The organism is Citrobacter sp. Cpo030 (assembly GCF_030333005.1).
Taxonomy (GTDB): Bacteria; Pseudomonadota; Gammaproteobacteria; order Enterobacterales; family Enterobacteriaceae; genus Citrobacter; species Citrobacter portucalensis.
The window spans coordinates 17,963-41,261 of record NZ_JAOWGT010000073.1 but is presented as its reverse complement, the minus strand read 5'-3'; the positions used below and the strand labels follow the sequence as shown (position 1 = coordinate 41,261).

The 23,299-nt window shown below is 51.6% G+C and carries 24 protein-coding genes and 2 tRNA genes; 10 read left to right on the top strand and 16 right to left on the bottom strand.

Annotated features, from left to right (window positions below; translation table 11 throughout):
* The 7 genes from OGY37_RS18980 (at nt 1) to OGY37_RS18950 (ending at nt 5,473) form a co-directional block, all read left to right on the top strand.
* A tRNA-Arg gene (locus OGY37_RS18980) sits at nt 1-77 on the top strand.
* Between the two features lie 60 nt (nt 78-137).
* Nucleotides 138-214 (top strand) — tRNA-Arg (locus tag OGY37_RS18975).
* 252 nt (nt 215-466) lie between these two features.
* Nucleotides 467-1,033 carry a fructose-1-phosphate/6-phosphogluconate phosphatase gene (yqaB, locus tag OGY37_RS18970; RefSeq protein ID WP_003825960.1) on the top strand — a complete coding sequence of 189 codons (567 nt, stop codon included), beginning with the start codon at nt 467-469 and terminating at the stop codon, nt 1,031-1,033.
* Nucleotides 1,030-1,458: a YqaA family protein gene (locus tag OGY37_RS18965; RefSeq protein ID WP_003825961.1), complete on the top strand. Its 429-nt coding sequence runs from the start codon at nt 1,030-1,032 to the stop codon at nt 1,456-1,458. Before yqaB ends, OGY37_RS18965 begins: the two co-directional genes overlap by 4 nt.
* A gap of 77 nt (nt 1,459-1,535) precedes the next feature.
* Nucleotides 1,536-3,092: a glutamate--cysteine ligase gene (gene gshA / locus OGY37_RS18960; protein WP_008785615.1), complete on the top strand. Its 1,557-nt coding sequence runs from the start codon at nt 1,536-1,538 to the stop codon at nt 3,090-3,092.
* Nucleotides 3,093-3,241: 149 nt separating this feature from the next.
* Nucleotides 3,242-3,757, top strand: a complete 516-nt coding sequence (luxS, locus tag OGY37_RS18955; protein ID WP_003037312.1) for an S-ribosylhomocysteine lyase — start codon at nt 3,242-3,244, stop codon at nt 3,755-3,757.
* Between the two features lie 345 nt (nt 3,758-4,102).
* On the top strand, nt 4,103-5,473 hold the full coding sequence (locus tag OGY37_RS18950; RefSeq protein WP_286621554.1) for a carbohydrate porin: 1,371 nt from the start codon (nt 4,103-4,105) through the stop codon (nt 5,471-5,473).
* A 48-nt stretch (nt 5,474-5,521) separates the two neighbouring features.
* Here OGY37_RS18950 and emrB read toward each other — a convergent pair whose 3' ends face one another.
* From emrB to OGY37_RS18880, 14 genes are all read right to left on the bottom strand, one after another.
* Nucleotides 5,522-7,060: a multidrug efflux MFS transporter permease subunit EmrB gene (emrB, locus tag OGY37_RS18945; RefSeq protein ID WP_003825966.1), complete on the bottom strand. Its 1,539-nt coding sequence runs from the start codon at nt 7,058-7,060 to the stop codon at nt 5,522-5,524.
* Between the two features lie 16 nt (nt 7,061-7,076).
* On the bottom strand, nt 7,077-8,249 hold the full coding sequence (emrA, locus tag OGY37_RS18940) for a multidrug efflux MFS transporter periplasmic adaptor subunit EmrA (RefSeq protein WP_003825968.1): 1,173 nt from the start codon (nt 8,247-8,249) through the stop codon (nt 7,077-7,079).
* Nucleotides 8,250-8,378: 129 nt separating this feature from the next.
* A complete protein-coding gene (gene emrR / locus OGY37_RS18935; RefSeq protein WP_003037300.1) occupies nt 8,379-8,909 on the bottom strand; it encodes a multidrug efflux transporter EmrAB transcriptional repressor EmrR in 531 nt (176 codons plus the stop codon).
* A gap of 90 nt (nt 8,910-8,999) precedes the next feature.
* Nucleotides 9,000-9,335, bottom strand: a complete 336-nt coding sequence (gene ygaH, locus OGY37_RS18930) for an L-valine transporter subunit YgaH (RefSeq protein WP_003825969.1) — start codon at nt 9,333-9,335, stop codon at nt 9,000-9,002.
* On the bottom strand, nt 9,325-10,062 hold the full coding sequence (locus OGY37_RS18925) for an AzlC family ABC transporter permease (RefSeq protein WP_191219714.1): 738 nt from the start codon (nt 10,060-10,062) through the stop codon (nt 9,325-9,327). Before OGY37_RS18925 ends, ygaH begins: the two co-directional genes overlap by 11 nt.
* Before the next feature lie 122 nt (nt 10,063-10,184).
* Complete coding sequence (locus OGY37_RS18920) at nt 10,185-11,369, bottom strand: MFS transporter (RefSeq protein WP_191219715.1); 1,185 nt, start codon at nt 11,367-11,369, stop codon at nt 10,185-10,187.
* A gap of 190 nt (nt 11,370-11,559) precedes the next feature.
* On the bottom strand, nt 11,560-12,555 hold the full coding sequence (proX, locus tag OGY37_RS18915) for a glycine betaine/L-proline ABC transporter substrate-binding protein ProX (protein ID WP_043017315.1): 996 nt from the start codon (nt 12,553-12,555) through the stop codon (nt 11,560-11,562).
* Between the two features lie 67 nt (nt 12,556-12,622).
* Nucleotides 12,623-13,687: a glycine betaine/L-proline ABC transporter permease ProW gene (proW, locus tag OGY37_RS18910; protein WP_008785611.1), complete on the bottom strand. Its 1,065-nt coding sequence runs from the start codon at nt 13,685-13,687 to the stop codon at nt 12,623-12,625.
* Nucleotides 13,680-14,882: a glycine betaine/L-proline ABC transporter ATP-binding protein ProV gene (gene proV, locus OGY37_RS18905; protein ID WP_003037282.1), complete on the bottom strand. Its 1,203-nt coding sequence runs from the start codon at nt 14,880-14,882 to the stop codon at nt 13,680-13,682. Before proV ends, proW begins: the two co-directional genes overlap by 8 nt.
* Nucleotides 14,883-15,236: 354 nt before the next feature.
* Nucleotides 15,237-16,196, bottom strand: coding sequence for a class 1b ribonucleoside-diphosphate reductase subunit beta (gene nrdF / locus OGY37_RS18900; protein WP_063940983.1), 960 nt, complete (start codon nt 16,194-16,196; stop codon nt 15,237-15,239).
* A 10-nt stretch (nt 16,197-16,206) separates the two neighbouring features.
* Nucleotides 16,207-18,351 (bottom strand): class 1b ribonucleoside-diphosphate reductase subunit alpha, encoded by a 2,145-nt coding sequence (gene nrdE / locus OGY37_RS18895; protein ID WP_193134568.1) that lies wholly within the window; start codon nt 18,349-18,351, stop codon nt 16,207-16,209.
* Nucleotides 18,324-18,734, bottom strand: a complete 411-nt coding sequence (nrdI, locus tag OGY37_RS18890; RefSeq protein ID WP_286621550.1) for a class Ib ribonucleoside-diphosphate reductase assembly flavoprotein NrdI — start codon at nt 18,732-18,734, stop codon at nt 18,324-18,326. The genes nrdE and nrdI overlap by 28 nt, the downstream gene beginning before the upstream one ends.
* Complete coding sequence (nrdH, locus tag OGY37_RS18885; protein WP_048236625.1) at nt 18,731-18,976, bottom strand: glutaredoxin-like protein NrdH; 246 nt, start codon at nt 18,974-18,976, stop codon at nt 18,731-18,733. The genes nrdI and nrdH overlap by 4 nt, the downstream gene beginning before the upstream one ends.
* A 280-nt stretch (nt 18,977-19,256) precedes the next feature.
* Nucleotides 19,257-19,688: a carboxymuconolactone decarboxylase family protein gene (locus OGY37_RS18880; protein ID WP_003825991.1), complete on the bottom strand. Its 432-nt coding sequence runs from the start codon at nt 19,686-19,688 to the stop codon at nt 19,257-19,259.
* 90 nt (nt 19,689-19,778) lie between these two features.
* Here OGY37_RS18880 and pdxR point away from each other — a divergent pair, with 90 nt between their 5' ends.
* Nucleotides 19,779-21,113: a MocR-like pyridoxine biosynthesis transcription factor PdxR gene (gene pdxR / locus OGY37_RS18875; RefSeq protein WP_286621548.1), complete on the top strand. Its 1,335-nt coding sequence runs from the start codon at nt 19,779-19,781 to the stop codon at nt 21,111-21,113.
* A gap of 123 nt (nt 21,114-21,236) precedes the next feature.
* Nucleotides 21,237-21,587, top strand: coding sequence for a DUF2002 family protein (locus OGY37_RS18870; protein ID WP_003037262.1), 351 nt, complete (start codon nt 21,237-21,239; stop codon nt 21,585-21,587).
* A 36-nt stretch (nt 21,588-21,623) separates the two neighbouring features.
* Here the strand turns inward: OGY37_RS18870 and alaE are convergent, their stop codons facing one another.
* The gene (gene alaE / locus OGY37_RS18865) at nt 21,624-22,073 is read right to left on the bottom strand and encodes an L-alanine exporter AlaE (RefSeq protein ID WP_003037259.1); all 450 of its coding nucleotides are present in this window, start codon (nt 22,071-22,073) and stop codon (nt 21,624-21,626) included.
* Nucleotides 22,074-22,630: 557 nt separating this feature from the next.
* Between alaE and stpA the strand changes: the two genes are divergently transcribed.
* A complete protein-coding gene (gene stpA / locus OGY37_RS18860) occupies nt 22,631-23,032 on the top strand; it encodes a DNA-binding protein StpA (protein WP_008785604.1) in 402 nt (133 codons plus the stop codon).
* Between the two features lie 36 nt (nt 23,033-23,068).
* Here stpA and OGY37_RS18855 read toward each other — a convergent pair whose 3' ends face one another.
* Nucleotides 23,069-23,248 carry a GDFGVC terminal motif YodC-like protein gene (locus OGY37_RS18855; protein ID WP_003825999.1) on the bottom strand — a complete coding sequence of 60 codons (180 nt, stop codon included), beginning with the start codon at nt 23,246-23,248 and terminating at the stop codon, nt 23,069-23,071.
* Between the last annotated feature and the right edge of the window lie 51 nt (nt 23,249-23,299).

The window sequence follows — 23,299 nt, the reverse complement described above, 5'->3', positions numbered from 1 at the left end:
GCATCCGTAGCTCAGCTGGATAGAGTACTCGGCTACGAACCGAGCGGTCGGAGGTTCGAATCCTCCCGGATGCACCATCTCTTACTTGATATCGCTTATCACGGTATCAGTATCGGCAGTAAAGCAAGTTTCCCGATGCATCCGTAGCTCAGCTGGATAGAGTACTCGGCTACGAACCGAGCGGTCGGAGGTTCGAATCCTCCCGGATGCACCATCTTCTCCTAAATAACAGCGAAACTGTTGTTTCATGGTCTGCGAGATAATCGCGAGCACCAGGGAGGATAACGTTGCTTTAGCAACGGCCCGCAGGGCGAACACGAGTGAGTAATCCTCCCGGATGCACCATCTTCTCCCTCCCTCTAAATCATTTCCACATACTCTCTGAACACCCCTCAATTCGCTGTCAGCGACAAAATCAATCAATTACGATAAAATAACGTCTGGTCACTCGGCTTGTGAGAAGACGATGTACGAACGTTATGCGGGTTTGATTTTTGATATGGATGGTACCATCCTGGATACCGAGCCTACGCATCGTAAGGCGTGGCATGAGGTATTGGGGCATTATGGACTACGGTTTGATGAACATGCCATGGTCGCCCTCAATGGCTCCCCAACGTGGCGTATTGCGCAGTCGGTAATTGAATTGAACCATGCCGATCTTGATCCTCATGCACTGGCACGTGAAAAAACCGACAAGGTGAGAAGCATGCTGCTGGATAGCGTCCAGCCTTTGCCGTTGGTTGATGTCGTGAAAGCCTGGCATGGTCGTCGTCCTATGTCGGTAGGTACGGGTAGTGAAAGCGCAATTGCAGAAGCGCTGCTCGCTCACCTTGGTCTGCGTCGCTATTTTGATGCTGTAGTCGCAGCCGATCACGTACAGCACCATAAACCGGCTCCTGATACGTTTTTGCTTTGTGCCGAACGTATGGGGGTTGTTCCGGCTCGTTGCGTCGTGTTTGAAGATGCCGATTTTGGAATACAGGCGGCGCATGCCGCGGGAATGGATGCCGTGGATGTCCGGTTATTGTGAGTGATGGACTGTCGCTCCTGTCACTGTTTGCCAGCAGTTTTCTCAGTGCCACGCTATTACCCGGTAATTCGGAAGTTGTTCTGGTTGCTTTGTTGGTCTCCGGGGTCAGTCATCCCTGGGTCTTAGTCTTAACAGCAACAATGGGTAATAGCCTTGGAGGGTTAACTAACGTTATCCTTGGGCGTTTCTTTCCATTGCGTAAAACATCGCGCTGGCAAGAAAAAGCCACTGGCTGGCTGCGGCGCTATGGCGCTGTCACACTATTATTAAGCTGGATGCCGGTTGTGGGGGATTTGCTGTGCCTGTTAGCCGGGTGGATGCGCATCTCGTGGGGCCCAGTTCTCTTTTTCTTATGCCTTGGCAAGGCGCTGCGCTATGTTGTTGTCGCAGCGGTTACGACACAAGGCATTATGTGGTGGCACTAATTGTGTTGTGGGATAGCCTTCAGGGTAACCAATACCATTATGCTAATTAAAACGATTTTGACAGGCGGGAGGTCAATTTGATCCCGGACGTATCACAGGCGCTGGCCTGGCTGGAAAACCATCCTCAGGCATTAAAGGGGATTCAACGTGGTCTGGAGCGCGAAACGCTGCGTGTTAATGCAGATGGGTCATTAGCAACGACAGGCCATCCTGAGGTGTTAGGCTCAGCGCTAACGCATAAGTGGATAACCACTGACTTTGCCGAAGCATTGTTGGAGTTCATTACTCCACCCGGTGACGACATTGAGAAAATGCTCACGTTCATGCGCGACTTACATCGTTATACCGCCAGAAACCTTGGCGACGAGCGTATGTGGCCGTTGAGCATGCCTTGCTATATTGCCGAAGGTCAGGATATCGAACTGGCGCAGTATGGTTCGTCGAATACCGGTCGCCTGAAGACGCTGTACCGTGAAGGCCTCAAAAACCGCTATGGCGCGTTGATGCAGACAATCTCGGGCGTCCACTACAACTTCTCGCTGCCTATGGCTTTCTGGCAGGCGAAATGCGGTGTAACCGAAGGTGAGGATGCTAAAGAGAAGATCTCCGCGGGCTACTTCCGTCTGATCCGCAACTACTACCGTTTTGGTTGGGTGATCCCGTATTTGTTTGGTGCCTCTCCGGCCATTTGTTCCTCATTCCTGCAAGGAAAACCAACAACTCTGCCGTTTGAAAAAACCGACTGTGGGATGTATTACCTGCCGTACGCAACGTCGCTGCGCCTGAGTGACTTGGGCTATACCAATAAGTCGCAAAGCAATCTCGGAATTACGTTTAACGATTTGCATGAGTATGTGGCAGGATTAAAGCGCGCGATTAAGACGCCTTCCGAGGAGTACGCGGCGATCGGTCTGGAGAAAGACGGTAAGCGTCTGCAAATCAACAGCAACGTTCTGCAGATTGAAAATGAGCTGTATGCGCCTATTCGCCCGAAACGCGTCACTCGTCGTGGAGAAACGCCATCAGATGCGCTTCTGCGTGGCGGTATCGAGTACATCGAAGTACGCTCGCTGGATATCAACCCGTTCTCGCCTATCGGCGTGGACGAGCAGCAGGTGCGCTTCCTCGATCTGTTTATGGTCTGGTGTGCGCTGGCTGATGCCCCGGAAATGAGTAGCGATGAATTGCTGTGTACGCGTAAAAACTGGAATCGCGTGATTCTCGAAGGGCGTAAGCCTGGGCTGACGTTAGGTATTGGCTGTGAAACAGCCCAGTTCCCGCTGCCTAAGGTTGGGAAAGATTTGTTCCGCGATCTGAAACGCGTGGCACAAACGCTGGACAGCATCGATGGGGGAGAGGAGTATCAGAAGGTCTGTGATGAACTGGTTGCCTGTTTTGACAATCCTGAACTGACTTTCTCTGCCCGGATCCTACGGTCTATGATTGATGAAGGCATTGGCGGCACGGGCAAAGCGCTGGGTGAGGCTTACCGAAATCTGCTGCGTGAAGAGCCGTTAGAAATAGTGCAGGAAGCTGAATTTATTGCTGAAACCGAGGCTTCAAAGCGTCGTCAGCAGGAGATCGAAGCGGCTGATACTGAGCCGTTTAGTGTGTGGCTGGAAAAGCACGCTTGATACAAAAGAAAAAGGCCACTCGGGAGTGGCCAAAATTTCATCTCTGAAAACAGGGATGATGATAACAAATGCGCGTCTTTCATATACTCAGACTCGCCCCGGAACAAAGAGTTCAGATTATTTTTAAAAAATTTATCGGAGGTGGCTAAATGCCGTTGTTAGATAGTTTTACTGTCGATCACACCCGGATGGAAGCTCCCGCGGTCCGGGTTGCAAAAACGATGAACACCCCGCATGGCGACGCAATCACCGTGTTTGATCTGCGTTTCTGCATTCCGAACAAAGAAGTGATGCCTGAGAAAGGTATCCATACGCTGGAACACCTGTTTGCAGGTTTTATGCGTAACCACCTTAACGGTAACGGCGTTGAGATTATCGATATCTCTCCGATGGGATGCCGTACCGGCTTCTACATGAGCCTGATTGGTACGCCGGACGAACAGCGTGTAGCCGACGCGTGGAAAGCGGCAATGGCGGACGTGCTGAAAGTACAGGATCAGAACCAGATCCCGGAGCTGAACGTTTACCAGTGCGGTACGTATCAGATGCACTCTCTTAGCGAAGCACAGGATATCGCGCGTCATATTCTGGAGCGTGATGTACGCGTGAACAGCAATGAAGAGCTGGCGCTACCGAAAGAGAAACTGCAGGAACTGCATATTTAGTCTTATTGATTAGCTGTTCTAGTATTTATATTAACCCCGGTTTATGTCCGGGGTTTTTTATTGCTTAATATAATGTGTGCTTATTATATTTGCGGCGAGAATACATTTTAATTTAAGTGATGCCTGACCTGTCGAATAATAAAGTGTGATCTGGTAAACAGAAAGAGGCGGGTAATTAACGATGCCAGAGTGTATTGATCACATAAACTAAAAAACATAAATAATTAATAGAAAAACATAATGGAATGTGCCAGATATCCGGGTAATAACAAGACTCTTTTAATAGCCGGTAGATAGGGCTTTTATCAAATCTTATCTGGTATACATTAAACTTTAGGGATGAAAATGAAGGCTAAATATTTGGCGCTGATGATCGGTGCTTGCTTTTCTCATAACCTTTGGGCAGCAAATAATATCACTATTGAGCAGCGTCTGGCTGAACTGGAGCAACGTGTTGTTAATGCCGAAAAACGGGCATCCGATGCTGAGGCGCAAATTCGCTCGCTGAAGCAGCAGCAGGTCGCTGCTGCGCCGACGGTGAATGTCCAGTCTGCCGAGCCGATTGCAGCAGGTGAAACTCCGCCTAAGCTGACATTATCTGGCTTCAGCGATATTAAGTTCTATGGCGATGTCGAATTTAATATGGATGCGGCAAGCCGTTCCGGTAGCCTGACATCGACGAGAACATCAGCGAATAAAGATTGGGCACCAGGAACCAATGAACGCTGGGATATTAACGGACGCCTGTTGCTGGGCTTTGATGGTTACCAGCGGCGGGACAACGGTAATTTTGCAGGGTTCTCGGTACAGCCTCTGGCGGACCTGACCGGAAAAATGAACCTCGATGATGCCGTTTTCTTCTTTGGTCGTGAGAATGACTGGAAAATTAAGGTTGGTCGTTTTGAAGCCTACGATATGTTCCCGCTGAATCAGGATACGTTTGTTGAATATTCGGGGAATACAGCGAACGATCTCTACAGTGACGGTTACGGCTATATCTATATGATGAAAGAAGGACGGGGACGTAGCGACAGCGGGGGTAACTTCCTGCTGAGCAAAACCATCGACAACTGGTATTTCGAAGTTAACACATTGCTGGAAAATGGCAGTGCGTTATATACCGAGAAGCAGTACCACGGAATGGATTTAACCAACGATAAAAACGTGGCTTACGTCCGTCCGGTTATCGCCTGGCAAAACGGGCGTTTTTCAACGGCGATAGCGATGGAAAGTAACGTCGTTAACAACGCCTACGGCTATTACCAAAATGGGACGTGGATCGATCAGTCAGATCGTACGGGCTATGGTTTTACCATGACCTGGAATGGTAAAAAAACGGACCCGGAAGATGGCGCAGTGATTAACCTGAATACCGCCTATATGGATGCGACCGATGAGACAGATTTTACCGCTGGGGTGAATGCGTTGTGGCATCGATTTGAACTGGGTTATATCTATGCGCATAACAAAATCGAAGCCTTCAATGCTACCAATATCGATACCGTTTGTGAGGACGATTGCTGGATCACCGATCCCGGCAATTATGACATTCACACTATTCATGCCTCATATTTATTCCCCAATGTGATGGATATGAAAAACTTTAACATCTATCTCGGTGCCTATGCTTCATGGGTAGAGGCCAATCCGACTAATGGTGATAACAGCGAAGATGCGCGTTACGGCGGGCGTCTGAGATTCAAATATTACTTCTGATTGTAGGTCTAATAAAAAAGGGATCCGCAGATCCCTTTTATCAGATAATTAGTGTGCGCCACCACCACCGCCGCCCGCACCGAAGGGCGGTTTGGCGAACCACACCAGGCCAAGCAGGACCAGGAATATCCCCGCCGACATCCAGAAGATTTCGTTAGCGGAAATAATCAGCCCCTGATTGGTGATCTGCTGAGCTATCCAACCTGAAGCCTGCTGGTGCGTCATCCCTAAATCCTGCAGCTTATCGTACATAGCCTGTGCATTTGGGTTGTAGGGGTTAACAGATTCCGTTAGCTGAGCATGGTGCAGCGACTCGCGGTTCGTCCACATTGTCGTCGTAATCGATGTACCGATGGAACCTGCCAGCGTTCGCGTAAAGTTCGACAAGCTGGATGCCGCCGCCAGACGTTCAGGCGGTAAACCGGACAGCGTAATGGTGGTTAGCGGCATAAAGAAGCAGGCTACCGCGAACCCCTGAATAAACTGCGGCCAGGCCGATGCGCCAAAGTCCATACCCGGCTCGAACGTCCACGCACGCCAGTAGAAACAGACGGCGTACATAATAAAACTGAACGTCACCAGCCGACGCATATCCAGCTTGTGCGCGAAGCGGCCGATAATCGGCGACAGGATCACCGGAATCACCCCAACCGGCGCTGACGCCAGACCAGCCCAGGTTGCCGTATAGCCGTATACCTCCTGCAACAGCTGCGGCAGCAGGACGATTGCGCCGAAGTAGAGCATATAGGCCAGACTGATACACAGACAGCCGATGGTAAAGTTGCGCGACTTAAACAGCGAAAGATCGACAATGGGGTGCTCGTCGGTAAGCTCCCAGACGATCAGGAAGCTGATAGCAACCACGGCGACCACCGTCAGGATGATAATCTCCTGCGAGGCGAACCAGTCCAGCTCTTTGCCGCGGTCGAGCATAATCTGCAAACTGCCGATACCGATGACCAGCAGTGCCAGACCAATGGCGTCAATGCGCCGTTGCTCGGTTTTGGTTTCCCGACCGCGCAGGGTTTGCAGGGTCATCAAAACCACCACAGCCCCGATTGGCACGTTGATGAAAAATATCCAGCCCCAGTGATAGTTGTCGCTGATATAGCCCCCAAGAATAGGACCACATATCGGGGCAACAATCACCGTCATCGACCATAACGCGAGGGCGATGGAACGCTTGGCAGGTGGATAGTTATTCAGCAACAGGCTCTGTGACAGCGGAATTAATGGACCGGCAACAATACCCTGGATTACGCGGAAGAAAATCAGCATGTTCAGGCTGGTGGACATCCCGCATGCCCATGACGCAATGACGAAGGCGATAGTTGACCACATAAAGAGTCTTACTTCGCCAAAGCGTTTTGCCAGCCAGCCGGTGATCGGAATAGAGATAGCGTTCGCCACCCCGAATGAGGTGATCACCCAGGTTCCCTGGCTCAGTGAAGAGCCGAGGTTCCCGGCGATAGTGGGGATCGCCACGTTAGCAATGGTGGAGTCCAGCACCTGCATGAATGTCGCCAGGGACAGCGCGATCGTCATAATGACGAGCTGCGCGCCTTCCAGCGGTTTTTGCTGTTGCATCACACGCACCTTTGAATTAGCCCGCGTTGGCCCGCACGATCTCTTCGATCATCTTATTGACCGGAGCAAGGTTGATTTCACGTGCATTACTTTCTGATACCGGCGTGGTACGAACCTGGCTTGCCAGAATTTGTCCGTCACGATTTGAGGTATCTACCGTAACCAGCGTAGACAAACCAATACGTAATGGATGCTGTGCCAGTTGCTGCGCATCCAGTTCGATACGTACCGGCAGACGCTGGACGACTTTGATCCAGTTGCCGGTTGCGTTCTGCGCTGGCAGCAGGGAGAAAGCGCTGCCCGTACCCATATCGAGACCGACAACTTTACCGGTATATTTTACGTCATCGCCGTAAATATCGCTGATAACGGTCGCCGGTTGGCCGATACGCATGTGCGCGAGCTGTGTTTCTTTGAAGTTGGCATCTACCCACAGGTTAGTGGCCGGAACAACCGCCATCAGCGGCGTGGTTGGGCTAATTTGTGCACCAGGCTGTACGGCGCGACGGGATACATAACCGGTCATTGGGCTGACAATTCTGGTACGTTCCAGCGCCAGCCAGGCATTGCGCACTTCGGTAGCAGCCTGTTGCACAGCGGGTTGATCTTCCAGCTTGCTACCCAGAATCATCGCCTGGTTAGCATTATATTGTTGGATCGCGACATCAAGCTGGGCCTGAGCGCTGGCGACGGCATCACGAGCGTGTTGCAGCTCTTCGCGGCCAATCAGGTTGGCATTGCCCAGCGGAACTCGGCGATTAAAGTCGCTTTGTGCCTGCGCCAGTGCGGTTTTCTGCACTTCAATGCTTGCCTGTAACTGCTTGCTGTTGATCATCAACTGGTGCGTCTGACGCACGCTGGAAGCCAGCGCAGTTTTGGCTTTTTCAAATGCCTGCTTTGCGTCTGTCTGGTCGAGGGTGACCAGCACATCGCCTTGTTTTACAAAGTCAGTGTTATCAGCCCAGACTTTCGTCACGCTGCCTGATACCTGAGCCATGATTTGAACCTGGTTCCCTGCCACGTACGCATCGTCTGTCTCTTCGACATGACGAAGTACTAAAAACCAATAAATCCCATATGCCACGGCAATGATAATAAAGAGCAAGGTCAGAAGGAGCAGCATACTTTTACGTTTGCCATTCTTCTTGACCGGTTGCTGCGGGGTTTGAGTCTCCGCATTTGCGCTCATGTTGTTCTCCACGATCTTATTTTTTTCACATCGGCTGAGCCGACCTGTTTATCAGACAGGCCAGCAGTATGCGTGCTGGCCTGTCGGTTTTTTCATTTATAAATCTGGATTTCTGAGCGAGTCGGCGCGTTAGCGCAGCGCTTCTAACACCGCGCCATCCTGCTCCATCTGATCAAGACGGGTCAGAAGTTTACGGGTAATTTGCTCAAGCTGATCTTTTTCGGTGGTGCTAAGAGACGACCAGAGCTGATGCAGGCAGTTATGCTGAGGCGGTAACACCTCTTGCAAAAAAGCATGGCCTTTCTCGGTCAATTGCAGATGCAGACAGCGGCGATCGTTATCGCTTTCACGACGTTCGATCCAGCCACGTTTTTCTAACTCATCCGCAATGCGGGTAGCGTTAGTGCGTGACGAGCCAAGCGCGCAACTCAGTTCAGAAGGCTGAATACTGTGGTTTTCCTGAGACTCCAGCGTAATCAACGCCATAAACAACGTCTCGTTAATCCCTTGAGCTTTCAGCATCTTATTGCGGTTTTCCAGCAGCTTGCCCTGCATGTGCATGCATAGGCGAGTCAGAAGCACTTCCTGATAAGGGAACTCTTCGTAGCGGCTGGCGCGAAATTTTAGCATTTGTTCAATGGGCGTAAACGAACTATCCATTTGGGTATAACCTCATTAATTTCAGCCGATATAGTAACGACAGTGACAAATAAAGTAAATGTATTATTTCTTTAAAATGATTGTTTTTATCTATAAGCCAACAAGCATTTTCCAGGCTAATCCATAGCCCAGAGCACTCAGTAACGTTGGAATGATGATGCTGCGGGTCTTATAGAAGCTTGCGCCCAGTATGACAAACCCCACCAGCGTAGGCACGAACCGACGAGCGTCGTGCATAACTTCTGGCGCGGTAGACACCACCAGCAGGGCGCAAATAGATGCAATGCCAATAGTGTCGAGTAATATGCCCGTCGCGCCGCGCTTCGTCGGGCGAACATTGCCGACCCCAAGACGGAGTGGCAAATAGCGAAAACAGTAATTAACGCAGCCGACCAACAGGCCAAGTAGCAGAACCTCATAGCTCATCAGGACCTCCCTGCCAAAATGACTGGATGAGCGCCGTCAGGCATCCGCAGACAATACCTGCAAGGATAGCGGCAGGTATGGAAAACAGCATGACGCCAGCCAGCGCCCCGGCCAGGGAGGCAGTCACGCAGAGCGCTTGTTTACGTTGGAATGACGCGAGCAGGAAGCTCATAAACAGCGCCGGGAGCATGAATCCCAGTGCCGCTTCAACCGCCGGGTAATCCTTGAGTAAACCACTGCCGGAAAACGCGCCGATCACCGTACCAAACACCCAGGAGGCCCAGGAGCACAGTGCGATGCCGATCATCCAGTTTTCACTCCAGCGCCGATTATCCCGGACCAGTTTTGCCGTTGCGGCGGCAAAGACTTCATCGGTAAGGCCAAAAGCCCACAGTGCACTTTTGGGTTTACTCAGTCGCTGGGCTATTCGGCTGCGCAGGGAAGGGCCGTACAAAACATGGCGGACATCCATGGCCATGACGGTCAGCGCGGCGACCCACAGCGAACTGCCTGCGGCGAGCATGGTGGTAATGACAAACTGGCTGGCCCCCGCATAGATAATGCAGGAGAAAAAGACGCTTTCAACCGGCGTGAAGCCAAGGCGAGTGGCATTGAGACCAAATGCAAAAGCGACCGGAATATAGCTGATGACTATTGGCAGGCTGTCTTTGAATCCTTCCGTTAACGTTGCCGAACTGGATTCAGACTGGGGTACAGGGTGTTCCATAGGGTTATAGGTTTCATTACCGAAATTAATATAACTTGGTTCAATGAGTTATAACCTTAGCAGACTGATGGGCTCCTTAACACCCTGTGGAGCCCAATCAGCGGTAAACATGCGCTATACGCTTAATTTACGGCTTCCTGACGGTGAAAACCTCGCCACCAGACCAACAGGTTGAGTATGGCAACGGTCGTACCCGCCAGGCAAACGCCAGCCCACCCGGCATGCTGCCAGGCGGAGGCTGAAATCAGTGAACCTGCCGCTCCGCCAATAAAATAGCTGGTCATGTATCCGGCGGTCAGGCGATTACGCGCGTCAGGATGGATGCGATAGATAACCGTCTGGTTGGTGATGTGTACTCCCTGAACGGTGAGGTCCAGCACCAGAATACCGATAATCAGCATGGGGACGGAAGCGTGCCCAAGCCAAATAGCAAGCCAGGAGAGCAGCAGTAATAGCAGCCCCATAGTTGTGGTCAGGTGGGATTTACCCTTATCGGCAAAACCGCCTGCCGGACGTGCGCCTAATGCACCTGCGGCACCCGCCAGACCGAACAGACCAATCATTCCTTCTGAATAGTTAAACGGCGGCGCGGCGAGTAAAAACGCCATCGAGGTCCACAGAATACTGAAATTGGCAAACGTCAGGCAGCCCAGCATCGCGCGGGTACGCAGCAATTTATCGTGAATAAACAGGCTGAATACGGAGCCTAACAGCTGCGGATAGTTAAGATGAGTATCGGATTTCATCTTCGGCAGGCCGCGCCACAGCGCAATCGCCATCAGCGCCATTAATACCGATGCCACCCAAAACACGGTGCGCCAGCCGCCCAAATTGGCCAGTAATCCCGCTACGGTGCGTGCCAGCAGAATGCCCAACAGCAGGCCGCTCATAATCGTGCCGACAACTTTACCGCGCTTGTCTGGCGTGGCAAGTGTCGCCGCCAGCGGAACTAAAATCTGTGCGACTACCGAGAACAGTCCGGTCAGAGCGGTGCCGAGGATCAGCATACCCAGTGACTGACTGCTGGCGGTAATCAGCATGCCACCAGCCGCGAGCAACGTCATGGAGACGATCAGCATCCGACGTTCGAACATATCGCCAAGCGGGACTAAAAACAGCAGACCGGCGGCATAGCCGAGTTGGGCCGCGGTGACGATAAACCCTGCGGTACTGGCAGATAGCGAAAAGTTGCGCGCGATGGTGTCGAGCAGCGGCTGCGCATAATAGTTACTGGCGACGGCGAGGCCGGTGGCAATAGACATTAACAGGATCAGCGAAGGGCTAAGTCCCTGAGTAGTTTTCGTCATTGTTTTCAACTGAGTAATGGGTTGCAGAAAACAATCATAACGGAAGTGATTAAATGTTGCTGATTTGTTGAGTGATGGATTGTGCGATTGGGGGAGGGAGGATAGGCCGGATTAGGTGCATCGCGCCACCATCCGGCATTTATGCGGTTACAGGCCTGATGGCGCTACACTCATCAGGCCTGTGAGTGGATTATTTCTGCGCGGCCAGCGCTTCGTTCACCCAGCCGTCAAACTGCTGCTGGTGGGCTTTGATCCAGCCGTCAACGTGACCCTGCACGTCGGCTTCAGACGCTTTCCCGTCGTGCATCATTGCGTTCTGCGCGTTGATATCCGCCAGCGGCAGCTTCATGATGGCAAACAGTTTCGCCGCAGCCGGGTTTTTCTCCGCCCAGGCTTTATTGGCGACAATATGCATAGTGTTCACCGGGAAGCCGTAGTTGGCACCGTTTGGCAGTTTGGTATCAATATCTTTCTGCTCACCTGGTAGGGAAGAGAACGGTACCTGCAGCCAGACCACATCTTTACCCGGCTTCATTACGTCGCTGACCCAGTACGGTGTCCAGGTGTAGTAAAGAATGGGTTTACCTTCTTTGAAGCGGGTAATGGTGTCGGCCATCATCGCCGCATAGTTACCGTGGCTGACCTCGACGGTTTTTTCCAGATCGAAAGCTTTGTTCTGGTGGTTGATTACTGCTTCACAGCCCCAGCCCGGTGAACAGCCCATCATATCGGCTTTTCCGTCACCGTTGGTGTCAAAGATTTTGGCGATCTTCGGATCTTTTAACTGGGCGATATTGGTGATTTTATACTGCTCAGCGGTTTTCTTGTCGATCAGATAACCCTGTGCGGCACCTGTAACGAATACCCCCTCGCGATAAAACTTTTTGTCTCCGCCCGCAGCGGCGTACATATCATCATGCAGCGGCTGCCAGTTCACGGCGGTAAAAGTTGCATCGCCAGAGGCAATGGAGGTATAGCCGACGTTGTAGTCAACTTCGCTGGTTTTGTTAACGGTGTAACCCAGTTTCTCCAGCGCACGGGCGACTAATTGCGTCTGGAAGGATTCTTCAGAGATAGTGCTCTGGATTGGCTGTACGGTGATGCCTTTGCCCGGCAGGTCGGCAGCGAAAGTGCTGGTGGAGACAAGGGTGGCAAACGCTGTGGCAATAATTATTTTCTGTCGCATCGTTGTTCCTTAATTATTGGAGGGACGTATAGGCCCGGTAAGCATGCGCCACCGGGCAACGGGTGAATTACTTCGTGAATGGGCGAGTGATAAGCCCAATGGGACCGGTGGTGTACCAGCGACGGTTGCCACGACTACGCGAGTCGCGACCGACGGCCTGCGTCAGGCGATCCAGGATGATGGCGAGGATCACAATCCCAACCCCGCCGACGGTGGCAAGCCCCATATCCAGACGACCGATTCCGCGCAGAACCATCTGGCCCAGTCCGCCGACGGCAATCATCGACGCGATGACGACCATTGAGAGCGCCAGCATCAGCGTCTGGTTAACCCCAGCCATAATGGTGGGCATTGCCAGCGGGAGCTGCACTTTAAACAGCATCTGACGCGGGCTGGCGCCAAACGAGCGTGAGGCTTCAATCAGATCGGCTGGCACCTGGTTAATCCCCAGAATAGTCAGACGCACGATTGGCGGCAGGGCGAAGATAATCGTCACCACTACGCCCGGGACGTTACCAATACCGAAAAGCATGACAATCGGCACCAGATAGACAAACGCGGGTGTGGTTTGCATGGCGTCCAGCAGCGGGCGAACAATTTTTGCTGCTCGTGGACTGCGCGCCAACCAGATCCCCATCGGCAGACCGATCACCACGCAGAACAGCAACGCGGTCAACACCAGCGCCAGGGTTATCATGGCCTGCGACCACGCGCCGATGGCACCGATGGCAATTAAGGAAATCAGCGTAGCAACGCCCATCCCCACGCCGGAAATCTGCCAGGCAATCAGCGCGAACAGGATAATCGCTACCGGGGCTGGCATACCTAACAGCAGCTGTTGAAAGCCGTTGAGAATGTAATCCACCGGGACACGAATGCCCTGGAAGACCGGACGGAAATGGGTAACGACCCAGTCGATCCCCTCTGTGACCCAACTGTCCAGCGGGATCAGCGTTTTATGGAACGGATCCATAATATTGAAATGCTCTGGTGCCGGCGCGGGTGCGCTGGTCAGCCAGTCCGCGCCACCACCGTCAGTGGGTGCGCCTGATGGCGTACTCCAGGCATCAGCATTTTGTGCGGCACTGTCGGCCGCTGGTGTGGTGTCCCACGGATTAGTTTGATCAGCCATTGTTTACCCCCTCACGATCTAAAGCCTGTAACAGCATGCGTTTTGAAATGACGCCCACATACTGCTGTTCCTCATCTACAACCGGCACCGCGCACGGGGCCTGACCGACATGAGAAAGCAACTCGCTGAGAGGGGTTTGTGCATCTACGGCTAACGGCTCATCGATCAATGCCGCTTCAATACCTTGCGCCTGACTTAACGCTGTTTTTAATGAGTCGATAGAGACAACGCCAACGAATTTATTGCCACGTTCAATCACGTAACCATATTCGCGATCTTTGTCCTGCAATAATTGTAGCGCTGAACGTGGACCCACCCCGGGCGTTTTACGAATTAAACCCTCGGGGCTACGGCGTGAAATATCTTTCGCACTGAAGACCTGGCTAATATCAACGCCGCGGAAGAAGGTGCGTACATAATCATTGGCCGGATTATTCAGGATTTCATCCGGCGTGCCGACCTGGACCACTTCACCGTTTTGCATAATGGCAATTCTGTCGCCAATACGCATAGCTTCGTCGAGGTCATGCGATATAAATACCACGGTACGTTGATGCTTCGCCTGTAGTTTTACCAGCTCATCCTGCATCTCAGTACGAATTAATGGGTCGAGGGCTGAGAAGGCCTCATCCATTAATAAGATGTCAGGGTTAATGGCTAATGCGCGGGCGAGGCCTACACGCTGGCGCATCCCTCCGGAAAGTTCATCCGGGTAGCCGTGAGCATAATTCTCCAGACCAACCTGACGCAGCGCATCTAACGCTTTTTCACGACGTTCATCCGCACCAACACCGGCTAATTCCATGCCGAATGCCGTATTGTCCAGGACCGTCATGTGTGGCATCAGGGCAAAGGACTGGAACACCATCGCAATCTTTTTTCTGCGCACCTCGCGAAGCTCAGCATCGGATATCCGGGCGATGTCTACGCCGTCAATCAATACCTGCCCGCGGGTGGGTTCAATCAGGCGATTGAGAAGGCGTACCATTGTGGATTTACCCGAACCGGATAATCCCATGATGACAAATATCTCGCCTTCTTCAATGGCCAGACTGGCGTTCTTAACGCCAAGCGATAGCCCCGTTTTATCCAGAATCTGCTCTTTTGAAAGTCCTTTTTCAATATATTTGAAGGCTCTCTGGGGATGCTCTCCAAATATCTTATAGAGATTTTTAACTTCTAATTTAATTGCCATGCAATAGAATGATTCCTGTTATTTGTTTATATCGATATATTACCTGATGGAAATAGTGACCTTTTTCTACCCTAACATACTGAGAATCTGAGACAACCCTGAATTTGGTTGTGGCATGAATATTGCCAAAGGCCAGATGGCGGGACTTCCCGTGATATAAGGGCTGAGCGCGAATGTGAGCGGGTTAATATTTTTTGTAAATGCCAATGAACAATCGCCTGAATTGCTGGAATGCAGGCGAATAATGCGGCTGATATTGAGTGTAGATCACACAATTATATTTGCACGACAAAAGTGTGATCCTGTTAAAATATTTCCGCGAAAAATGTACGGTATTTCCCGCAGAATTGATTGCTAGAAATTCCAGTCGTCGTCTTCGGTTTCGACCGCTTTTCCCATCACATAGGATGAGCCAGAACCCGAGAAGAAATCGTGGTTTTCGTCAGCGTTGGGCGACAGCGCGGCAAGGATTGCCGGGTTAACCTCCGCCATTTCAGGTGGAAATAGCGCCTCATACCCCAAATTCATCAATGCCTTATTGGCGTTGTAGCAAAGGAAGGCTTTGACGTCATCCACCCAGCCTGTTTCTGCATACAATTCTTCCGTATAGCGCGCTTCGTTATCATACAATTCCATCAGCAGATCGAAGGCAAAGTTCTTTAACTCCTCGCGTGCGGACTCGGAAATATGCTCCAGACCTTTTTGATATTTATAACCAATGTAATACCCATGAACGGCCTCATCACGAATAATCAGGCGAATAAGATCGGCTGTATTGGTCAATTTTCCGCGGCTGGAAAAATACATCGGTAACCAGAAGCCGGAATAGAACAGGAAGGATTCCAGAAACACGCTGGCAATTTTCTTCTTCAACGGTTCGTCGCTGGCGTAATGTGCCAAAACGATCTGCGCCTTGCGCTGGAGTGGGGTATTTTCTTCACTCCAGGCGTAAGCTGCATCCACATCTTTGGTCTGGCAAAGGGTGGAGAAAATAGAGCTGTATGAACGGGCGTGCACCGCCTCCATAAAGCTGATATTCGACAGCACCGCCTCTTCATGCGGTGTTAACGAATCAGCCATTAACGCTGGTGCTCCGGCAACATTCTGAATGGTGTCGAGCAGCGTCAGCCCGGTAAAAACGCGGATTGTTAGCTGCTGTTCGGCGGCGTTCAACGTTTGCCAGGCCGGAATGTCATTGGAGAGCGGGACCTTTTCCGGGAGCCAGAAGTTACTGGTCAGACGGTTCCATACCTCAAGATCTTTATCATCCTCAATCTTGTTCCAGTTGATGGCGCTCACGCGGGATAATGTCATTTTCTCCTCCTTACAGCGCGCATGACACGCAGCCTTCTATTTCGGTGCCTTCCAGCGCCAACTGGCGTAGTCGGATGTAGTACAGGGATTTGATGCCCTTACGCCAGGCGTAAATCTGCGCTTTGTTGATATCGCGCGTGGTGGCGGTATCGGGGAAAAAGAGCGTCAGTGAAAGCCCCTGATCGACATGGCGTGTTGCTTCTGCGTAGGTATCAATGATTTTTTGTGGACCGATCTCATAGGCATCCTGATACAAGGCCAGATTCTCATTGGTCATAAACGGGGCAGGGTAGTAAACGCGCCCGGTTTTGCCCTCTTTGCGAATCTCCACTTTCGACACGATCGGGTGAATGCTTGACGTGGCATGATTGATGTAGGAGATAGAACCGGTGGGGGGAACCGCCTGTAAATTCTGGTTATAAATGCCGTAGCGCATCACATCTTCACGCAGCTGTGACCACATCTCGCGCGTCGGCAGCGTAATGCCGCTGGCGGCAAACAGCGTGCGAACCTTGTCGGTTTTTGGCTGCCAGTCGCCCTGCAGATACTGGTTAAAATATTCGCCGCTGGCGTAGCGCGACTGTTTGAATCCGGCAAAGGTTTGACCGCGCTCGCGGGCGATCTTCATTGACGTATTCAGCGCATGCCAGGTGATGGTGTAGAAATAGAGATTGGTGAAATCCAGCCCTTCCGGCGAACCGTAGGCGATCCCCTCCCGCGCCAGATACCCGTGCAGATTCATCTGCCCAAGACCAATTGCGTGCGACGCGCTGTTTCCGGTCTCAATCGAGGGCACGCTGCGGATATGGCTCATGTCCGAAACGGCGGTTAAGCCACGAACCGCCGTTTCCACGGTACGACCAAAGTCGGGTGAATCCATGGTATGGGCAATGTTTAACGAGCCGAGATTGCAGGAAATATCGTGCCCGGTCTGTGCGTAATTGAGATTTTCATCGTAGGTAGAGGCACTGTTAACCTGCAAAATCTCCGAGCACAGGTTGCTCATATTGATCCGACCGGCAATCGGATTGGCGCGATTCACCGTATCTTCAAACATGATGTAAGGATAGCCAGACTCAAACTGGATCTCGGCCAGCCGCTGGAAGAAATCGCGGGCGTTAATGAATTTTTTGCGCACACGTTCGTCGGCAACCAGTTCGTCATACCGCTCACTCACGGCGATATCACCGAACGGTTTGCCGTAAATCCGTTCCACGTCATACGGTGAGAACAGCGCCATTCGGGCATTTTCTTTCGCCAGTTGAAAGGTAACATCCGGGATCACCACGCCAAGCGAGAGCGTTTTGATGCGGATTTTCTCGTCGGCGTTTTCGCGCTTGGTATCGAGAAAACGTAAAATATCCGGATGGTGTGCGTGCAGATACACCGCCCCCGCACCCTGACGTGCCCCGAGTTGATTCGCATAAGAAAACGCATCTTCCAGCATTTTCATTACCGGTATCACCCCAGATGACTGGTTCTCAATGCGCTTTATGGGCGCTCCTGCCTCGCGCAGGTTGGAGAGTAAAAATGCCACGCCGCCGCCGCGTTTGGAGAGCTGAAGTGCGGAGTTGACCGCCCGACCAATAGACTCCATGTTGTCTTCAATACGCAACAGGAAGCAGGAGACCAGCTCACCGCGTTGCTGTTTTCCGCAGTTTAAAAAGGTTGGTGTGGCGGGCTGAAAGCGCCCGGAAAGCATTTCATCGGTCAGCTGCATCGCGAGCGTTTCATCGCCCTGCGCCAGCGTGAGCGCCACCATTGTGACCCGATCCTCAAAGTCTTCGAGATAGCGCTTACCGTCGAACGTTTTCAGCGTATAGCTGGTGTAGAACTTCCATGCGCCGAGGAACGTCTGGAAACGGAATCCGCTGGCGTGGGCGTGGTTGAATAGCTTCAGCACGAACGCGCGATCGTAGCGGGCTAACACGCTGGCATCGTAATAGCCTTCATCCACCAACGTTTCCAGGCGCTCCTGCTGGCTGGCAAACGCCATCGAGTTTGGGCGGACGTGGGAGGCAAAGAAAGCCTCCACCGCCTGATGGTCTTTGTCGAACTGAATGCGCCCGGCTTTATCGTACAGATTCAGCATGGCGTTCAGGGCGTGATAATCCAGCGTTGGCTGCATTACACGTTCTGCGGTTGTCGTTGCCAAAATTCGCTCACTCCTTTTCGAACGTTGTCGATATCGCTTTGGGTGCCCATCAGCTCAAAGCGATAGAGCCACGGCACGCCGCATTTTTGTGAGATGACATCACCCGCGCGACCGTAGGCGTCACCGAAATTACGATTGCCGGAGGCGATCACTCCACGGATTAACGCCCGGTTGTGCGTATCGTTTAAAAAGCGGATCACCTGTCTTGGGACCGCGCCAGCAGTGCCGCCGCCACCGTAGGACGGCACGATTAATATGTAAGGTTCGTCTACCCGGATCCGCTCGCGTTCGTTAAGCGGAATGCGGATGGCAGGCAGCCCCAGACGCTGAATAAAGCGGTGCGTATTTTCGGAGCTGCTGGAGAAGTAGACGAGCTGACTCATGCGCTGGCCACACGGTGTTCCGGATGCAGACGGTTGATCATGTCCGGGCGAAACCCTGACCAACTGGTTTCACCCGCGACCACGACCGGTAGCTGGCGAAACCCTTGATCGCGCAGGCTATCAGCCAAATCGGGTTGTAAATCGACGTTTACCATCTCAAAGTCAAAACCACGGCTTTCCATTGCCCGTTTGGTGGCGTGGCACTGAACACAGTTATTGCGAGTGTAAATAATAATGCGCATGATTCGTATTTCCATTTAAAAATAAAGGATCGGCGCGATAGAGGGCGTCGGGTTGTGTGTGTCCTGATAGGGAAGATACTAGATGTAGTTTTAAAAAGATTCAACCATACAAGATATGGGAATTCTAGATTGATGATGAGCTGGGTGATGAGCGTGGCGGGGGAAGGCTAACGGGTGATTATAAATTGCCCGATGGCGCTAAGCTTATCGGGCCTACGGGCAACAGGAGAGCACAACGTAGGCCGGATAAGGCATTATGCCGCCATCCGGCAGCGCAGAATCACATGCGCATCCCCACCGCCAGGCGGTTGAAGCAGTTCATCAGGCTAATGGCAAATGTCAGGTCACTAATCTCTTTCGCGCTGAAATGGTCTAGCAGCGGCAGATAAACGTCATCTTCGGCGTGAGTAGTGGCAATCTGGGTGACCGATTCGGCCCACGCCAGCGCCGCACGTTCCTGCTCGCTGAAGTGGTGACTCACCCGCCAGCCTGCCAGTGCGTCCAGTTTGGCCTGCGCAACACCGGATTTGCGCAGTGCTTTACTGTGCATTTCCAGACAAAAGGCGCAGCCGTTGATTTGCGAGACCCGCAGGTAAATCAGTTCCGTCAACGTAGGTTCCAGCGCGCAGTTTTCCAGCGCTTGGCTTGCCTGAACCAGAGCGTTATAGATTTCAGGACTGAGTTCGTAATAGGGCTGGCGTAACATTGTCATGGTATTTCTCCTCGTTTGGATGACCCGCACTGTAGCACTATAATGGACTGCAACAGAGAGCCATATTGTTGCCAAAAAAGCAGACCATAAATGCCACGTTATCAGCAAATCGCCCGTCAGTTAAAAAACGCAATTGAGAAAGGTGAACTCAAGCCCGGTACCAGATTGCCCTCCAGCAGGACCTGGGCCCAGGAGCTGGGAGTATCACGCTCGACGGTGGAAAATGCCTATGCAGAGCTGGTGGCGCAGGGCTGGCTCGCGCGGCGTGGGCAGGCAGGAACGTTTGTCAGTGAGCAACTGCGACCAGAAAGGGCGCCTGCATCGCCTGCCATCTTCGCCGGAGAAAATCCCAGACCGCAACCTTTTCAGATGGGATTACCCGCACTCGATCTTTTTCCACGCGAGGTCTGGGCGCGGGTGATGGGACGGCGTTTACGTACCCAAACGCGTTTTGATCTGGCGGTGGGCGATGTGTGTGGCGAACGGGTGTTACGCCAGGCAATTGTTGATTACCTGCGCGTTTCACGCAGCATTGAATGTCAGCCAGAGCAGATTTTTATCACTTCAGGCTATGCGGCATCAATGACGTTAATCCTGCGTGCTCTGGCGCATCCCGGTGAGGGAATGTGGGTCGAAGATCCCGGTTTTCCGCTGATCCGGCCCGTAGTGGCTCAGGAACGCATTGAGTTGATGCCGGTAGCGGTGGATGCCGATGGTCTGGATGTCAGCGCCGGGATCCGCGACTACCCGCAGGCGTGTTTTGTGCTGCTCACTCCCGCACATCAAAGCCCACTGGGGGTAGCACTGTCTTTGGACCGTCGCCACCAGTTGCTGGAGTGGGCGACTCGCGCGCAGGCGTGGGTAATCGAAGATGACTATGACAGTGAATTTCGTTACCACGGTAAGCCGTTGCCGCCGCTAAAAAGTCTGGATGCGCCTCAGCGGGTGATTTATGCCGGAACGTTCAGTAAATCGATGTTTCCGGCTTTGCGCACGGCGTGGCTGGTGGTGCCTCCGACTCAGGTCGAATATTTTCGTCAGCAGGCGGCGCTAACGGCCTGTAGCGTTCCGGTTTTATGGCAGCAAACGCTGGCAGATTTTATGCAAGATGGCCACTTCTGGCGGCACTTAAAACGTATGCGACAGCATTATGCCGAACGACGACAATGGATGGAAAACGCCCTGACTGAACAAGGGTTTAGCGTCATTCCTCAGGAAGGTGGGATTCAACTGGTGATGAGTGTAGACGGAGATGATATTGCGCTGGTGCGCAAAGCGAATCAGGCCGGGTTAGCGGTTCAGGCGCTAAGCCGCTGGCGAATAACGTCAGAAGGAAAGGGTGGAATATTGCTGTCATTTACCAATATCAGCTCGGCGGAAATGGCGCAACAGGCGGCCTACCAACTGAGGTTGGCGCTGACATAAATCTGTACGGTTCTTAAGATATTCATCTCATCGTGTTCACTCGTTTATGGACTTTTCTGAAAGCGTTGTTAATGCTGAATCAGGTAAGGTAAGCCCGCAGTAAAAGATAACGAGGAAAATAATATGTATTTACGACCTGATGAGGTGGCGCGCGTACTTGAAAAAGTGGGCTTTACCGTTGATGTAGTGACGCAGAAAACGTACGGCTATCGGCGTGGCGAAAATTATGTGTATGTTAATCGTGAAGCTCGCATGGGGCGTACCGCATTAATTATCCATCCCACGTTGAAAGAACGTAGCTCTTCGCTGGCGGAACCGGCAACGGATATTAAAACTTGCGATCATTACCAGCAATTCCCGCTGTATTTAGCCGGAGAGACTCATGAGCATTATGGTATTCCGCACGGCTTTAGCTCGCGTATTGCGCTTGAACGTTATCTGAGCGGGCTGTTTGGCGACGTTAATTCTAACTAATAACGCGACTGGCAGTGCCAGTCGCGAAGAAGCGTGTCAGGCTTTAGCCTGATGATAGCTGCTGACCTTAAACAAGCGGCGGCAATAATCAAGAAAGTAGCCATAGACAGCGCCCATCAGCATTGACACCACGATGTTCGAACTTACTGCAGCTGTAATCTGATGCCAGTCTGCGCCAACCGTCAGCAGAATAATCACATACACCGGCGACTGGAAGGTGACATAAGCCAGCACATCCGCCAGATTTTTTGCCCATCCTGCCTGCGTGGCTTTACGGGCCGCGCGCATGAACAAATCACGATACATGCCGTATGGCCACGCGATCAGTATGTTGACAGGGATAGCGACTAATCTGGAATACAGCGACTGTTCGAAGCTCATTCCAGAAAGGAATATTTCGATCAACATGTTCACGACAGAACAATAAACAACCATCGCGAACGTGTCTGCTACTGCATGACGCAAGCGTGACTGCGGAGAGAACATGTTAATGCTCCTTGTAAAAAGGGGAAAAAAGGTTTTGAATACCTTAACTGCTAGTGATTTGTCTTGCTGCTTTCGCGTTTTAATAGGATATCTGCCTGGATAATAACTAGCAACTAGCTGAAAATTTTTATTTATTGTCTTTTTGTCGATAAAATGCTCTGCAATGGTTTGTTTTTTGTTCGTTTTGGTATTTTCGTTGCTGTATTAATTAAAGTCTTTTTAGATCAAAGAGTTATTGTTGCTTGTTTTTCTGAATTTTTTGCGCTCCTTTTCTGAATGTTGACTGATGTGCAATATGTATACTCGTTGGTTCCACGAGATGCTGTGGCTTGTTTCTTAAGTGGCGCGCTGAGATACCTTGCAGGTATATTCAAAGCTGCAATCAGGGTAATAGAATATATTGTCTGGGCGATAGCAGAATGGATGCTATAAATATCAGAGTTGGCTATTTGTTTAATGATAAACGAATAAATTAGACTGGAAATATAATAATCAGTTGCATACAATATTTAGCGTAATACCGTTTTTATGTTTTACGTTAAAGAGGTTTTGTTAATATGAGTTCAATGTTAAAAAACTTAAATAATATCCGCTCGCTGCGCGCAATGGCTCGTGAATTTTCCGTTGATGTACTGGAAGATATGCTTGAAAAATTCAGGGTAGTGACCAAAGAACGGCGCGATGAAGAAGAACAGCTACAGCGCCAACGTGCAGAACAGCAGGCAAAAATTAATGCCTTGCTGGCGCAGATGCAGGCAGACGGGATCAGCCCGGAGGAGCTGCTGAGCATAACACCTGCGACGGCACGTTCAGTTAAAAAACGCCAACCGCGCCCGGCGAAATATCGTTTTATCGATCTCAATGGTGAAACGAAAACATGGACCGGGCAAGGTCGCACACCGAAGCCAATTGCCCAGGCGCTGGCTGCCGGTAAATCTCTTGATGACTTTTTGATCTAATTGCGAAGGCGGTGAGGAGATCCTCACCGCTTATTTTCAGCAAACGCCGAAATCACCCTCTTCGGTATATCGCGTGACATCAGCTGCTTTCAGCGTGAATTTATCACCGCTTTCATTACTGGCTTGTACCGCCACAATTTGATCGTCATTGACTTCAACAACCTTCAGTTTTGGACCGCCCATACGCGGTTGAACCAGATCGCCAGGTTTAAACATATTGTTGCGCTCCTTTATTTATCATTTATCGCAGAACTCACCATAGATCAC